At 64.9% G+C, this 13599-nt stretch carries 13 protein-coding genes; 2 read left to right on the forward strand and 11 right to left on the reverse strand.

Annotation, left to right across the window (positions count from 1 at the left end; genetic code table 11):
• Positions 1 to 204: 204 nt before the first annotated feature.
• The 3 genes from KUO17_RS18310 to plsB are packed head-to-tail and all read right to left on the reverse strand — an operon-like array spanning position 205 to position 3835.
• A complete protein-coding gene (locus KUO17_RS18310; protein WP_217976940.1) occupies positions 205 to 894 on the reverse strand; it encodes a DUF4197 domain-containing protein in 690 nt (229 codons plus the stop codon).
• 34 nt (positions 895 to 928) lie between these two features.
• A complete protein-coding gene (locus KUO17_RS18315) occupies positions 929 to 1327 on the reverse strand; it encodes a YbaY family lipoprotein (RefSeq protein ID WP_217976941.1) in 399 nt (132 codons plus the stop codon).
• 12 nt (positions 1328 to 1339) lie between these two features.
• Positions 1340 to 3835, reverse strand: coding sequence for a glycerol-3-phosphate 1-O-acyltransferase PlsB (gene plsB, locus KUO17_RS18320; RefSeq protein WP_217976942.1), 2496 nt, complete (start codon positions 3833 to 3835; stop codon positions 1340 to 1342).
• Positions 3836 to 4058: 223 nt separating this feature from the next.
• Here plsB and KUO17_RS18325 point away from each other — a divergent pair, with 223 nt between their 5' ends.
• The gene (locus KUO17_RS18325; RefSeq protein ID WP_217976943.1) at positions 4059 to 4268 is read left to right on the forward strand and encodes a cold-shock protein; all 210 of its coding nucleotides are present in this window, start codon (positions 4059 to 4061) and stop codon (positions 4266 to 4268) included.
• 67 nt (positions 4269 to 4335) lie between these two features.
• On the opposite strand, the gene KUO17_RS18330 is transcribed toward KUO17_RS18325, so the two are convergent.
• From KUO17_RS18330 to KUO17_RS18345, 4 genes are all read right to left on the reverse strand, one after another.
• Positions 4336 to 4713, reverse strand: a complete 378-nt coding sequence (locus KUO17_RS18330; RefSeq protein ID WP_217976944.1) for a hypothetical protein — start codon at positions 4711 to 4713, stop codon at positions 4336 to 4338.
• A gap of 19 nt (positions 4714 to 4732) precedes the next feature.
• Positions 4733 to 5545: a putative RNA methyltransferase gene (locus KUO17_RS18335; RefSeq protein ID WP_217976945.1), complete on the reverse strand. Its 813-nt coding sequence runs from the start codon at positions 5543 to 5545 to the stop codon at positions 4733 to 4735.
• Positions 5545 to 6696 (reverse strand): succinyl-diaminopimelate desuccinylase, encoded by a 1152-nt coding sequence (dapE, locus tag KUO17_RS18340; RefSeq protein WP_217976946.1) that lies wholly within the window; start codon positions 6694 to 6696, stop codon positions 5545 to 5547. The genes KUO17_RS18335 and dapE overlap by 1 nt, the downstream gene beginning before the upstream one ends.
• Positions 6697 to 6880: 184 nt before the next feature.
• Positions 6881 to 9508: a glycosyltransferase gene (locus tag KUO17_RS18345; protein WP_217976947.1), complete on the reverse strand. Its 2628-nt coding sequence runs from the start codon at positions 9506 to 9508 to the stop codon at positions 6881 to 6883.
• A 164-nt stretch (positions 9509 to 9672) separates the two neighbouring features.
• Here KUO17_RS18345 and tcdA point away from each other — a divergent pair, with 164 nt between their 5' ends.
• The gene (tcdA, locus tag KUO17_RS18350) at positions 9673 to 10497 is read left to right on the forward strand and encodes a tRNA cyclic N6-threonylcarbamoyladenosine(37) synthase TcdA (protein ID WP_217976948.1); all 825 of its coding nucleotides are present in this window, start codon (positions 9673 to 9675) and stop codon (positions 10495 to 10497) included.
• Here the strand turns inward: tcdA and KUO17_RS18355 are convergent.
• From KUO17_RS18355 to KUO17_RS18370, 4 genes are read right to left on the reverse strand one after another with little or no spacing between them, the layout of a single operon-like run.
• A complete protein-coding gene (locus KUO17_RS18355; RefSeq protein ID WP_217976949.1) occupies positions 10476 to 10886 on the reverse strand; it encodes a SufE family protein in 411 nt (136 codons plus the stop codon). The genes tcdA and KUO17_RS18355 overlap by 22 nt on opposite strands.
• A complete protein-coding gene (locus KUO17_RS18360) occupies positions 10883 to 12088 on the reverse strand; it encodes a cysteine desulfurase (protein ID WP_217976950.1) in 1206 nt (401 codons plus the stop codon). Before KUO17_RS18360 ends, KUO17_RS18355 begins: the two co-directional genes overlap by 4 nt.
• Positions 12089 to 12142: 54 nt before the next feature.
• Positions 12143 to 13177, reverse strand: a complete 1035-nt coding sequence (gene dapD / locus KUO17_RS18365; RefSeq protein WP_217976951.1) for a 2,3,4,5-tetrahydropyridine-2,6-dicarboxylate N-succinyltransferase — start codon at positions 13175 to 13177, stop codon at positions 12143 to 12145.
• Between the two features lie 39 nt (positions 13178 to 13216).
• Entirely contained in the window at positions 13217 to 13564 is a 348-nt protein-coding gene (locus KUO17_RS18370; protein WP_217976952.1) for an ArsC family reductase, read from the reverse strand.
• Positions 13565 to 13599 lie beyond the last annotated feature (35 nt).

The raw sequence follows: 13599 nt of genomic DNA on the forward strand, positions 1-13599 counted from the left end.
ATGGAGAGACAACATCTGCTTGCAATCCAACCCGGCCGAATGTGCATTCGATTGAGCCTCGATTGACGCTGTAACGCAACGATCGCAGCTCAAACCGAAGCGACCTGGCGGGCTCCCACAGGTACACCACTTGCCTCAAGAACAGTGGTGTACCTGTGGGAGCTGGCTTGCCAGCGAATGGGCCGCATAGCGGCCCCAAAGGCCCTAGAGGGCGCCGAAGACCTTCTTGGCCAGGCTCGTTGCCGCAGCCGCCGGGTTCTCGCGGATCGTCGCTTCCTGCTTGCCGATCATCTCGAACAGGCCGTTGAGCGCCTGCTCGGTCACATACCCCTCGACGTTGGCATTCTTGCTGTCCAGCAAGCCCATCGACGATGCCTGACCGGCAAAGCTGTTGTACTGCTTGGCCAGCCCGACCTGGTCGGTGGCCTGCTTGACGATCGGCAGGAACTTGGCGCGGATCTGCTCGCGGCTGGTCTTGCTCAGGTACTGGGTGGCGGAGTCATCGCCGCCGCTCAGGATGCTCTTGGCATCGGCCACGGTCATCTTCTTCACCGCATCCACCAGCAGCGCCTGGGCCTGCGGTACCGCCGCCTCGGCAGCCTTGTTCATGCTCGCTTCCAGCTGGTCGACCTGCGCGCCCATGCCGAATTTCTTCATGGCCTTGGCCGCCTTGCCGAGGTTGCCCGGCAATTCGATGCGCACGTCCGGGTTATTGCTGAAGCCCCCCGGGGTACCCAGTTGCTTGACTGCAATCTGCGCACCCTGGGTCAGGGCGTCTTTCAGGCCGCCCGAGGCGTCTTTCTGCGACAGGTCACTCAACGACAGGGCCAGTGCACTGGCCGACAACAGCAGGCCGGCACACAGGCCGGTAAAGGTTAGAGCAGGGCGCAACATGGCAGCATCCTTATCCAGGGGCAAAAAAACAGGTTCAGCGAACCGCGTCGAGCTTGATCCGCACAGGTTGCGTATCGGTGCCGTCGAGCTGCACGCCGTGGTGCTCGGTAGTGATGAACAATAGCTCGCCGTCCAGTTCGATGCGTGCGCTCACGGCATAGCGATGGCCCGGCTTGACCTGCGCCGGGTCGTAGCTGAGGTGGAAGGCCAGCGGCACCTGGCCCTTGACCGGGCCACGCTGGTTGGCCAGGGTCACGGCCGGGGCATCGGCCAGCGACACGTCCTGCAGGCTCACACTCAAGGTGGCCGCCGGTGGCAGGGCGATGCGTTGCAGGTAGTACACTTCGCCGTCCAGGCTGGCCTTGGACGGTGCCGGGATGCTGCTGCAGGCAGCCAGCAGGCTGCCCAGCACAGCCAGGGTCAATGTTTTCATCAGCTTCTCCAATCAGGCCTCTTCTGAAGCGTGTTCAATGATTTCTTCGCTGCGCTGCAGGGCCACCTGGCGAATCGACAGGCGCACCTCCGCCGAAAGCACGCGCTTGGCGGCGCCCTCGGCCAGCTCGCTCAGTTTTTCATGGTAGCCGAGCTTGCCGGCCGCATCCGGGCGCAATACGCCCTGCTCGATCTGGGTCTGGATAAAGTGGCGGAACAGGCTCTTGTCGAAGAACTCCGGGGCATTCAGGCCATGCAGGATCGACAGGCGCTGGGCCATGACCACACACAGGTCTTCCAGCTCTTCGGCGCTCAGGGTGTGCTGGCCGCTGTTGAGCAGCAGGGCGGTGGCCATGTAGAAGCGCTGCAGGGTCTGGGTGATGGCCCGCGCCAGCAGGGTCAACAGCACGAACTGGCGCGAACTCGGTGCCGGGCGCAGGTACACGCCGTTCTCGTAACGCAGCAGGCCCTGTTCGACGAACGCCTCCAGCCATTGGTCGATCACGCCATCCAGCTCGTTCGCGTCCCAGCGTATGAACAGTTCCGACTGCAGGTACGGGTACAGCGCATGGGTGTACTTGCCGATCAGGTCGCGGCTGATCCGCGAACTGCTCTGGAAGAAGCTTGCCAGCAACGCCGGCAGGGCGAAGATGTGCAATACGTTGTTGCGGTAGTAGGTCATCAGTACCGCGTTGTTTTCGTCCAGGTACAGGATGCGCCCCAGTGCGTCCTGTTGCTCGGCCAGCAGGTCCATGCCGCGCACATGGCTGATCAGGGCCAGGCCGTCGCCTTCGGGCAGTGTGGTGTGCGCCGAGTAAGGCACATGGCGCAGCAGCGCCAGGTACAGGTCCAGCACCCGCGCCAGCGCGCGTTCGTCCAGCGCCAGGCGGCTGGTGGACAGCAGCGCCAGGGCCACCAGGTTGACCGGGTTGATCGCTGCCGCTTCGTTCAGGTGCCGGGCGACCTTTGCACCCAGGCGCGAGGTGGTTTCGTTGAGCCAGGCCGGGCGGAACTGCGGGCCGTGCTCCTGTTCGCGCCAGCCCGGTTGCTGCTGGTCGAGGAAGCTGGCCAGGCGGATCGGTTCGCCGAAGTTCACCGCGACCTGGCCGAAGCGCTGCTTGAGCGCGCCAATGACCTTGAAGATGTCGAAGATCGATTCCTTTTTCTTGCTCGCCCCGCGCAGTTCGCCCAGGTAGGTGCGGCCCTCGAGCACGCGCTCGTAGCCGATGTACACCGGCACGAACACGATCGGGGTGCGCGAGGAGCGCAGAAAACTGCGCAGGGTGATCGCCAGCATGCCGGTCTTGGGCTGCAGCATGCGCCCGGTGCGTGAGCGCCCGCCCTCGACGAAGTACTCCACGGGGAAACCCTTGGTGAACAGGGTGTGCAGGTACTCGTTGAACACTGCGGTGTACAGCGGGTTGCCCTTGAAGGTACGGCGCATGAAGAATGCACCGCCCCTGCGCAGCAGGCTGCCGATCACCGGCATGTTGAGGTTGATCCCGGCGGCGATGTGCGGCGGCGTCAGGCCGTTGCGAAACAGCAGGTAGGACAGCAGCAGGTAGTCGATGTGGCTGCGATGGCACGGCACGTAGATCACTTCGTGGCCGGGGGCGATGCCTTGCACCTGTTCGATATGGTTGACCTTGATGCCGTCGTAGATCTTGTTCCAGAACCAGCTCAGCACCACTTCCAGGAAGCGGATGGCGGTGTAGGTGTAGTCCGAGGCGATCTCGTTGCCGTAGCGCAGGGCCAGGGCTTCGGCCTTGGCCAGCGGGATCTTCTCGCGCTCGGCTTCGTCGCTGATGGCCTGGCGTACCAGCGGGTCGTGGACCAGGCCCTTGACCAGGTTGCGTCGGTGCGAGATGTCGGGGCCGATGACGGCGGTCTTGAGGTTGCGAAAGTGCACCCGCAGCAGGCGCTGGGCCATGCGCACGGTGCGCTCGTGGCCCTTGTTGTGGTCGACCAGCTCGCGCAGGTGGATGGGCGCCGAGAACTGCACGCGGGTCTTGCGCCCCAGGATCAGCACGGTGAGCAGGCGTCGCAGGCGCCCGGTGACGGCCCAGCTGTCGGCGAACAGCAGCTTCCACGGGCTGGACTCGCTGGCCGGCGACTGGCCCCAGAACACGCTGACCGGAATGATCTGCGCGTCCTGCTCGGCATGCTGGCTGATCAGGTCGACCAGGCGCGTCAACGTCGGCGGCGCACCGCGCTTGTCGTGGCGGCCAAGCCAGTCGGGCTCGGGGGTGAGGTAGAAGAACGCCGCAGGCTCCATCAGTGGGCCCACCGAAACGGGCAGCACCGGGCGTGGCAGCCCGGCTTTGGTGCATTCGCGATCGAGCACGGCCAGGTCTGTGAGCGCGGGCGACTGCAGCACATAGAACACCGGACGGCTGCGGTCCAGGTTCAGCGAAAAGGAGGACGGGTTGATGGTCTCGGAGCGCACCCACAGGTACAGCAGACGACGCAGGGCGCCGAAGATCAGGCGGCGCAAGGGGGATCGGGTCATTCGGTAGGTGCCCTGGGTGATGAGAGGCGAGTACTGGCTCGGACGGTTAGTGTGCCGTATCCGCGCAAGTTCAGCAAAAAGCGGCCGGGTCATAAAAATTAATGAATGGCTGCGTTATAGTCGGTCCGCCGCTTGCAGGATAAATCCGCAAGCGGCGTAGGCAGGTGCCTGGTGAGGCCCTGTCGACAAGGCGATTCCAAAATAAAAATCCGGAGTAGTTCAGATGTCGTCTCGTGAGACTGGAAGTGTGAAGTGGTTCAATGACGCCAAGGGCTATGGCTTCATTCAGCGTGAAGGCGGGGCTGACGTGTTCGTGCATTACCGCGCAATCCGCGGTGAAGGGCATCGCACCCTGCTTGAGGGGCAACAGGTTGAATACAACCTGACCGAGGGGCAGAAGGGCTTGCAGGCTGAAGATGTAGTGGGGCTCTAAAGCGGCAAGCTATCAGCTGCAAGCTGCAAGTTGACCGTGCTCACTTGCAGCTTGCAGCCAGCGCCGTCTATTGCGTGCGCCAGGTGATCTCTTCCTCGCCGTCGGCACTGACGCGAATCCAGCGGTCGGCGTCTTCCTCGCCTTCCTCTTCCACCCAGCTGCCCGGGGCGCAACGCACTTCGACGTTGAGCGCGGCAAACGCGGCGCGGGCGCAGGCGATGTCGTCTTCCCATGGGGTCTGGTCGCTCTCCAGGTACAGGCTGTTCCACTTGCCTACGGCCTTGGGCAACCAGGTAACAGGCACGCTACCGGCGGTGCACTTGTAGGTCTGGCCTTTCTGCTGCCAGTCGCTGCACGGGCCAAGGGCCTCGCCCAGCCAGGCGGCGATCTGCTTGTGATCGACGTCGGCGTCCTTCAGGTAAATCTCGATATCGGGTTGGCGCATGGGGCTCTCCGGGTGCGGCTCAGTCTTGCAGCACAAAGTAATCGTAACGCATGGACACCGTGACCTCTAAAGGTTCGGCCTGGTCGATGACGGCAGCGCGCTTGTCGGCGCTGGCCCGCCAGCCATGTGGGGTCATGGCCAGCAGGTTGGCCCGGTCGGCCGGGGCCGCCAGGCTCAGGCCAAAGCTCAGCACTTCGCTGTGGGCGTGTTGCATGCCTTCGGGCACCAGGGCCAGGTGCTTGTCATCGGCATAGTCGCGCACTTCATCATAGAGCTGCTCGCGCAGCTCCATCAGGTGGCCGCGGGTGGGGCCGACGCGCATCAGGCCGCCGCCAGGGCTGAGCAGGCGCCTGGCCTCCTGCCAGTCGAGCGGGCTGAACACGCTGGCCAGGAATTGGCAGCTGGCATCGGCCAGCGGTACGCGCGCCATGCTCGCCACCAGCCAGGTCAGCGCCGGGTTGCGTCGGCACGCACGCTTGACCGCCTCGCGCGAGATGTCCAGCGCATAGCCGTCAGCCTCGGGCAGCGCGTCGGCCAGTTGCGCGGTGTAGTAACCCTCGCCGCAGCCGATGTCGAGCCAGCGTGCGGCGGCGCGTTCGGCGGCAAGCTCGGCCAGGCGGCGTGCCACCGGAGCATAGTGCCCGGCGTTGAGAAAGTCGCGGCGCGCCTCGACCATCGCCTGGTTGTCACCGGGGTCGCGGCTGTTCTTGTGTTGCACCGGCAACAGGTTCAGGTAACCCTGGCGCGCACGGTCGAAACGGTGCCCGGCCGGGCAGCCGACACCGTTGTCCAGGGTGCTGAGTGCAGCGCTGCAGATCGGGCAGATGAGCATCAGGCAAGCAGCCGGGTCAGGGTCTGGTAGTAGATCTCGGTCAGCACGTCGAGGTCGCTGGCCAGCACCCGCTCGTTGACCTGGTGAATCGTGGCATTGACCGGGCCCAGCTCGACCACCTGGGTACCCAGGGTGGCGATGAAGCGCCCGTCCGAGGTGCCGCCGCTGGTGGAGGCCTGGGTGTCGCGACCGGTCACCGCCTTGATGCTGGCCGAGACGGCGTCGAGCAGTTCGCCCGGCTCGGTGAGGAACGGCAGGCCCGACAGTGCCCAGTCTACCTGCCAGTCCAGCCCATGCTTGTCGAGGATGGTCGCCACGCGTGCCTGCAGGCCTTCAACGGTCGATTCAGTGGAGAAGCGGAAGTTGAACAGCGCGCTCAGCTCGCCCGGTACCACGTTGGTGGCGCCGGTGCCGGAATTGAGATTGGAGATCTGGAAGCTGGTCGGCGGGAAGAATGCGTTGCCTTCGTCCCAGTGCTCGGCAGCCAGTTCGGCCAGGGCCGGGGCGGCCAGGTGGATCGGGTTCTTCGCCAGGTGCGGGTAGGCCACGTGGCCCTGCACGCCGCGTACGGTGAGCCTGGCACCGAGCGAGCCGCGTCGGCCGTTCTTGACCACGTCACCGACCAGGGTAGTGCTCGACGGCTCGCCGACGATGCACCAGTCCAGGCGCTCGTTGCGCGCGGCCAGGCGCTCGATCACGGCCTTGGTGCCGTGGTGGGCCGGGCCTTCCTCGTCACTGGTGATCAGGTAGGCGACCTTGCCCTTGTGGTTGGGGTAGTCGGCGACGAAGCGTTCGGTGGCCACCACCATGGCGGCCAGGCTGCCCTTCATGTCGGCCGCGCCGCGCCCGCAGAGCATGCCGTCGGCATCGATCAGGGCATCGAACGGGTCGTTGGCCCAGGCCTGCACGGGGCCGGTGGGCACCACGTCGGTGTGGCCGGCGAAGCACAGCACGGGGCCGTCGTCGCTGCCGTGGGTGGCCCAGAAGTTGTCGACGTCTTCGATGCGCATGGGTTCGAGCATGAAGCCGGCATCGCCCAGGCGCTGCATCATCTGTTTCTGGCAGTCGAAGTCGAGCGGCGTCACCGAAGGACGACGGATCAGGTCGCAGGCCAGTTCAAGGGTAGGCGAGAGGTCGGCTGGGGCCGTCATGAAAGACTCCGGGGTACAAGGCTGGGGTGCAAAAAGAAGGGGCGTTATCTTATAGCAAAAGTGCGGGGAAGGGACTGTGGATCTGTGCTGTCTGTCCGGGCCTCTTCGCTGGCAAGCCAGCTCCCACAGGGATTCGGGTACGCCGAGGACCCCGTGGGAGCTGGCTTGCCAGCGAAGCGTTTAATCAGGCCGCAGGCGCAGGCTGCGTGGCATCCGCAGGCTTGGGCAGCGACGACAGCAGCGCCATGATCAGCGCCGCCAGGTAAGGCAGCGACTGCACCAGCAGCATCGCCACCCAGAAACGCATGTCATTGCTCGGCAGGCCCTGCACCAGGAAGATCCCCAGCGCCGCGCCCCACAGCAGCAACATGATGAACAGTTCCTCGCGCGCCTCCGACAGCGCCACCAGCACGCCATGGCTGTCGGCGTTCTTGGGGGTGCGGAAGAACGGAATGCTGCTGGTGAAGAAGCCGTACAGCACCGCCTTGGCGATGGTGTGCGACAACGCCAGCCCCGCCAGCGCCGCCGAGAAGGCATCCTTGAGGTTGACCCCCACCGCGCGGCGGTACAGGAACACGATCTTGCCTACCTTGAACACGAACAGTGCCAGCGGCGGGATTGCGAAGATCAGCAGCGGCGGATCGACCCGCTGCGGCACGATGATCATCGCCGCCGACCACAGCAGCGCACCCACGGTGAAGAAGATGTTCATGCCGTCGGCCACCCACGGCAGCCAGCCCGCCAGGAAGTGGTAACGCTGGCCACGGGTCAGTTCGGTGTCCTTGCCGCGCAGCAGGCTGGCGGTGTGGCGCTTGATGATCTGGATCGCGCCATAGGCCCAGCGAAAGCGCTGCTTCTTGAAGTCGATGAAGGTGTCGGGCATCAGGCCCTTGCCATAGCTCTCGTGGGAGTAGGCGGCCGACAGCCCCTTCTCGAACACGCGCAGGCCAAGCTCGGCGTCCTCGCAGATGCACCAGTCGGCCCAGCCCAGCTCTTCGAGCACCGAGCGCCGGGTCATGGTCATGGTGCCGTGCTGGATGATCGCGTCACGGTCGTTGCGGGTGACCATGCCGATGTGGAAGAAGCCCTTGTACTCGGCGTAGCAGAGCTTCTTGAAGGTGCTCTCGTTCTGGTCGCGGTAGTCCTGCGGCGACTGCACCACGGCGATCTTCGGGTCGGCGAAGTGCGGCACCATGTGCTTGAGCCAGTTGCGATCGACGCAGTAGTCCGAGTCGATCACCGCAATCACTTCGGCATCCTTGGCGGTGTGCGGGATCAGGTAGTTCAGCGCGCCGCCCTTGAAGCCGGCCAATGGCGCGACGTGGAAGAACTTGAAGCGCTCGCCCAGCAGTTCGCAGTGCGCCTTGATCGGCTCCCACACCGCCGGGTCCTTGGTGTTGTTGTCGATGATCAGCACTTCGTAGTCGGGGTAGTCCAGTGCTGCCAGCGCATTGAGCGTCTGTTTGACCATTTCCGGCGGTTCGTTGTAGCACGGCACATGCACCGACACTTTCGGTCGGTATGCGCTGTCGGCCTCCACCGGCAGGAACAGCCGTCGGCGCTTGTGCGTCCACACGGCCTCGGCCAGTTCATGGGCTTCGGTGAGCAGCACGATGAACACCCCGAGTGCACCCAGCGCCAGCAGGCAGCCCACCGTCAGGCTGAACCAGGTGCTGTATTGCTGGCTGTAGTCATAGCCGATCCATACCAGCACCGAGCCGCACAGGAACGCGATGAACGTGAGGAAGGTGCGCCCGCGCTGTCGCAGCGCCGAGCCGTCGATCAGCAGCAGGGTCAGCGAGAGCATCGCCAGCACCACCGAGCCGACCGCCAGCACCCGCCATTGCGGGATGGCTACCACCGGGCCCTCGAAGTTGAACTTCTGCTGGCGGCTGGCGTTGAACACGCCCCAGTAGGCACCGGCCGAACCTTCGTCGCTGGCCTTCCAGGGCTGGTCGTAGGCTTCGATCACGAAGTAGTTGTAGCCACGCCGGTTGAGTGTGTTGACCAGCGTGCGCAGGTAGATGGCCTGGTCGGCCTGGGAGGCATCGGCGCCACCGCGCTCGCGCGCGTCGTTGCTGGAGTTGATGTCCGAACGGCGTCGACCATTGCTCGGCCAGCCGACCTCCGAGAGCAGCAACGGCTTGCGCGGGAACAGTTGCTTGAGGTCGCGGGCACGGTCGAGCACGAACTGTCCGGCGTCCTTCATGGGGATGAACTCCCAGTACGGCAGGATGTGCGCGGCGATCAGGTCGGCATGCCTGGCCAGTTCCGGGTTTTCTTTCCAGATATGCCACTGCTCGCTGGTGGTCACCGGCACCTTGACGGCGGCGCGCACCCGGTCCATGTACTCGATCAGTGCCTGAGGGGTAACGTCATCGCGAAACAGCGCCTCGTTGCCGACCATCACCCGCACGACGCTGCGCGAGGTGTTGGCCAGTTGGATGGCGGTTTCGATTTCGCGCTCGTTGCGCTCAAGGTCGGGGCTGATCCATACGCCCAGGGTCACGCGCAGGCCGAACTCTTCGGCCAGGCGCGGGATCAGTGCCTGTGTGCCCTCCACGGTGTAGATACGGATGCTGTCGGTGAGCTTGCTCATCTGCTCGAGGTCTTCGCGCAGTTCAGCCTCGCTCGGGTACTGGGCCTTTTGCGGGCTTTGTCCCAGGCGGAACGGCGAATACGAGAAGCCTGAGATCTGCTCCGGCCAGTTGGGGGCGGACACCGGGCGGTTGATCAGCGCCCAGAACCCGGTGAACAGCGCAGCAATCGCCATGACTACCACCAGGTTGATACCAAATTTACGCGATGACATAGATAGTTCGGGTTCCGAAGGGGGGAACAGGCGGGGATGACCTCACACATTAAAGCAGGGTTGGCGCCGATCTGGCCAATCGGCGCCGTACGGTCTGTCTATTGCAGGCTGTCATCCTGCGCTGTGGGGCCTATAATGCGCGCCGGTTTTTTCAGGGTTCGGCCATGACTACAGAAGATCCACGCTTTGCCGGTGTTGCCCGGTTGTACGGCCAGCAGGGCTTGCAGCGCCTGCGCACGGCGCATGTGGCGGTTGTCGGTATCGGCGGTGTCGGCTCGTGGGCGGCCGAGGCCATGGCGCGCAGTGGGGTTGGCGAAATCTCGCTGTTCGACCTGGATGACGTTTGCGTCAGCAATACCAATCGTCAGTTGCATGCCATGCAGGGCAACATCGGTAAATCCAAGGTCGAGGTGATGGCCGAGCGCCTGCGTGCGATCAACCCCGCGTGCACGGTGCACGCGGTGGTGGATTTCGTCACGCGTGAAAACCTGGCCCAGACCATTACCGACCATATCGATTGCGTGATCGACTGCATCGACAGCGTGATGGCCAAGGCCGCACTGATCGCCTGGTGCAAGCGGCGCAAGATCCAGGTGATCAGCACCGGCGGGGCCGGCGGGCAACTGGACCCCACGCAGATCCAGGTGGCGGACCTGAACCGTACGGTGAATGACCCGCTGGCGTCCAAGGTGCGTTCCACGCTGCGTCGCGACCACGGATTCTCGCGCAATGTCAGCCGCAACTACGGCGTGCCTTGTGTGTTCTCCACCGAACAGTTGCGCTACCCGCTGCCTGACGGCGGTATCTGCCTGCAGAAGAGCTTTGTCGGGGATGGCGTCAAGCTCGACTGCTCGGGGGGCTTTGGCGCGGTGATGATGGTCACCGCGACCTTCGGCATGGTCGCGGCGAGCAAGGCGGTGGAAAAACTGGTGGGCGGCAAGCGTCGCCCGGCCGACCGTGCGCTGGCTCAGGCGCCTGCAGCGAGCTGAGCCATGCGTTGCAGCACGGCGTTCAGGCCGTTGCTGCGTGAAGGCGAAAGCTGACGGCCCAGGCCCAGCTGGGTGAACCAGGCGGGCAGGTCGAGTTGCTGAAGGTCGGTACTGCTCAGCCCTTCGACGCGCACCAGCAGCAAGGCCAGCAGGCCGCGGATCAGGCGCGCGTCACTGGCGGCATTGAAGTGCCAGCACCCCTCGTGCAGCTCGGCCACCAGCCACACCTGGCTCTCGCAGCCGTGTACCCGGTTAGCCTCGCACTGTTGCGCCGGGCTCAGCGGCGCCAGGCGCTCGCCCCACTGCATCAGCAGGCGCGCGCGCTGTTCCCAGCCGGCAGCCTGCTCGAACGCGCTCAGCGCTTGCTGTGCAGCGCTCGGCAGGCTCATCGCAGCAGATCCAGGGCCTGGTCCAGGGCGCCGAATAGGCGCTCCAGGTCGTCGGAATCGTTGTACAACCCCAGCGAAACACGCAAGGCCCCGTCCAGGCCGAGGCTGTTGACCAGCGGCATGGCGCAGTGGTGCCCGGCGCGCACGGCGATTCCCTGCTCGGTGAGCAGGTGGGCGAGGTCGGCGTTGTGCACGCCCTCGACGACGAAACTGGCCAGCGCCAGTTCCGGCGCGCCCAGCACGCGCACCCCTTCACGGTCGTGCAGGCCGCGCAGCAGATGGCGGTGCAGGGCGGCTTCGTGGTCGAGCACGGCCGCACCGTCCAGGCTGGCCAGGTAGTCCAGGCTCGCACCCAGGCCGATCACACTGGCAATCGGCGGCGTTCCGGCTTCAAAACCCAGCGGGGCGGGGCGAAAGCTCGACTGCTGGTAGCCGGCCAGTTGCACCATCTCGCCACCGAACTGCCAGTGGCGCAGCAGGCTCAGCGCCTCGCTGCGCCCATAGAGCACACCAAGGCCATCCGGGCCATACAGCTTGTGGCTGGAGAACACGTAGAAGTCGCAGCCCAGTTGCTGCACGTCATGCCGGCCGTGCACCACGCCCTGGGCGCCATCGACCACGCTCAGGGCGCCCTGGGCGCGGGCATGTTCGAGCAGTGGCTGCAGCGGCTGCCAGGTACCCAGCACGTTCGACAACTGGCTCACGGCCAGCACCCGGGTACGCGGGCCGATCAGTTGCAGCGCCGCGTCCAGGTCGATATGGCCCTGTGCATCGATCGGCAGGATCACCAGCTTCAGGCTGCGGCGCTGGGCCAACTGCTGCCAGGGCAGCAGGTTGGCGTGGTGCTCCAGGGCGCTCACGGCGATCTCGTCGCCGGCCTCCAGGCGCCATTCCAGGCCGTAGGCCAGCAGGTTCAGCGCCGAAGTGGCGCCGTGGGTGAAGACGATCTGCTGCGCGTCGGCGGCATTCAGCCACGCAGCGACCTTCTCGCGACTGGCTTCGAACGCCTGGGTGGCGAGGGCACCGGGCAGGTGCTGGGCACGGTGCACATTGGCGGCACCATGGGTGTAATAGTGGCTCAGGGCATCGAGCAGGGCTTGGGGTTTCTGCGTGGTGGCCGCGTTGTCCAGGTAGGTCTGGTGCTGGCGTTGCAGGGCGGCGATGGCAGGGAAGTCTGCGCGCCAGGGAGAGGGCTGGAACATGATGTATAGGGCCTGATATCGGGTCTGGCAGAGGGCCAGACCCGATCGTACCACTTAGTTGTGGGCGTGCAGCGCTTCGTTCAGTTCGATGGCCGACTTGTGAGTCTTGCACTCGACAGCGCCGTTGAGCGAATTGCGGCGGAACAGCAGGTCGGTCTGGCCAGCCAGGTCACGGGCCTTGACCACCTTGACCAGCTCGTTGTTCTCGTCGAGCAGGTTTACCTTGGTGCCCGCGGTGATGTACAGGCCGGCCTCGACGGTGTTGCGGTCGCCCAGCGGGATGCCGATGCCGGCGTTGGCGCCGATCAGGCAGCCTTCGCCGACCTTGATGATGATGTTGCCGCCGCCCGACAGGGTGCCCATGGTCGAGCAGCCGCCGCCCAGGTCCGAGCCCTTGCCGACGAATACGCCGGCCGACACGCGGCCTTCGATCATGCCCGGGCCTTCGGTGCCGGCGTTAAAGTTGACGAAGCCTTCGTGCATGATGGTGGTGCCTTCGCCGATGTAGGCACCCAGGCGCACGCGGGCGCTGTCGGCGATACGCACACCGGTCGGCACCACGTAGTCGGTCATTTTCGGGAACTTGTCCACCGAGAACACTTCCAGCAGCTCGCCCTTGAGGCGGGCTTCGAGTTGCTGTTCGGCGAGTTCGACCAGGTCGATGGCGCCCTGGCTGGTCCAGGCCACGTTCGGCAGCAGCGGGAAGATGCCGGCCAGGCTCAGGCCGTGCGGCTTGACCAGGCGGTGCGACAGCAGGTGCAGCTTCAGGTAGGCCTCTGGCGTGGAGCTCAGGGTAGCGTCTTCGGCGAGCAGGGTGGCGACCAGCGGCTTGTTGCTTTCGGCCAGGCGGGTCAGCAGGGCAGCCTGGGCAGCGTCGACGCCCTTGAGGGCCTCGGCCAGTTGCGCGGCTTGCGCGTTGCTGAAGGCGATGGCCTGGTTGCCACCTTCGTAGCCCAGGATCGGGGCGACGGCCGCGACCAGCTCGGCGGTCGGGTTGAGCAGTGGCTGCGCGTAGAAGACTTCCAGCCAGGCGCCTTGACGGTTTTGAGTGCCGACGCCGAAGGCCAGGCTGAACAGGGAAGTGGACATGCAGATACCTCTTGCGAAATTAAGTGAAAGCGACGCGGCTCAGCGCACGGCTGCCGCGTACAGGTCCGGTTTGAAGCCGACCAGGGTCTTGTCGCCCAGGTCGAGTACCGGGCGCTTGATCATCGAGGGTTGCGCCAGCATCAGCTCGACGGCCTTGGCCTGGTCGAGGTTGGCCTTCTGCGCGTCATCGAGCTTGCGGAAGGTGGTGCCCGCACGGTTCAGGACCACGTCCCAGCCGTGCTCGTCGCACCAGCGATCGAGGTGCTCCCGGTCGATGCCCTGGGTCTTGTAATCGTGAAAGTCGTACTGGATGTGCTGTTCTTCAAGCCAGGTACGGGCTTTCTTCATGGTGTCACAGGCTTTGATGCCAAAAAGAATATAAGCCATTGAACGTCAAGGGCGTACGGGTAATCCCGCAGCAG

Origin of the sequence: Pseudomonas aegrilactucae (assembly GCF_019168305.1) — a bacterium.
Lineage (GTDB): Bacteria > Pseudomonadota > Gammaproteobacteria > Pseudomonadales > Pseudomonadaceae > Aquipseudomonas > Aquipseudomonas aegrilactucae.

Excerpts from the sequence above, each read along its gene's own strand:
- KUO17_RS18310 (WP_217976940.1), bottom strand. The coding sequence starts at position 894 with ATGTTGCGCCCTGCTCTAACCTTTACCGGCCTGTGTGCCGGCCTGCTG.
- KUO17_RS18315 (WP_217976941.1), bottom strand. The coding sequence starts at position 1,327 with ATGAAAACATTGACCCTGGCTGTGCTGGGCAGCCTGCTGGCTGCCTGC.
- plsB (WP_217976942.1), bottom strand. The coding sequence starts at position 3,835 with ATGACCCGATCCCCCTTGCGCCGCCTGATCTTCGGCGCCCTGCGTCGT.
- KUO17_RS18325 (WP_217976943.1), top strand. The coding sequence starts at position 4,059 with ATGTCGTCTCGTGAGACTGGAAGTGTGAAGTGGTTCAATGACGCCAAG.
- KUO17_RS18330 (WP_217976944.1), bottom strand. The coding sequence starts at position 4,713 with ATGCGCCAACCCGATATCGAGATTTACCTGAAGGACGCCGACGTCGAT.
- KUO17_RS18335 (WP_217976945.1), bottom strand. The coding sequence starts at position 5,545 with ATGCTCATCTGCCCGATCTGCAGCGCTGCACTCAGCACCCTGGACAAC.
- dapE (WP_217976946.1), bottom strand. The coding sequence starts at position 6,696 with ATGACGGCCCCAGCCGACCTCTCGCCTACCCTTGAACTGGCCTGCGAC.
- KUO17_RS18345 (WP_217976947.1), bottom strand. The coding sequence starts at position 9,508 with ATGTCATCGCGTAAATTTGGTATCAACCTGGTGGTAGTCATGGCGATT.
- tcdA (WP_217976948.1), top strand. The coding sequence starts at position 9,673 with ATGACTACAGAAGATCCACGCTTTGCCGGTGTTGCCCGGTTGTACGGC.
- KUO17_RS18355 (WP_217976949.1), bottom strand. The coding sequence starts at position 10,886 with ATGAGCCTGCCGAGCGCTGCACAGCAAGCGCTGAGCGCGTTCGAGCAG.
- KUO17_RS18360 (WP_217976950.1), bottom strand. The coding sequence starts at position 12,088 with ATGTTCCAGCCCTCTCCCTGGCGCGCAGACTTCCCTGCCATCGCCGCC.
- dapD (WP_217976951.1), bottom strand. The coding sequence starts at position 13,177 with ATGTCCACTTCCCTGTTCAGCCTGGCCTTCGGCGTCGGCACTCAAAAC.
- KUO17_RS18370 (WP_217976952.1), bottom strand. The coding sequence starts at position 13,564 with ATGGCTTATATTCTTTTTGGCATCAAAGCCTGTGACACCATGAAGAAA.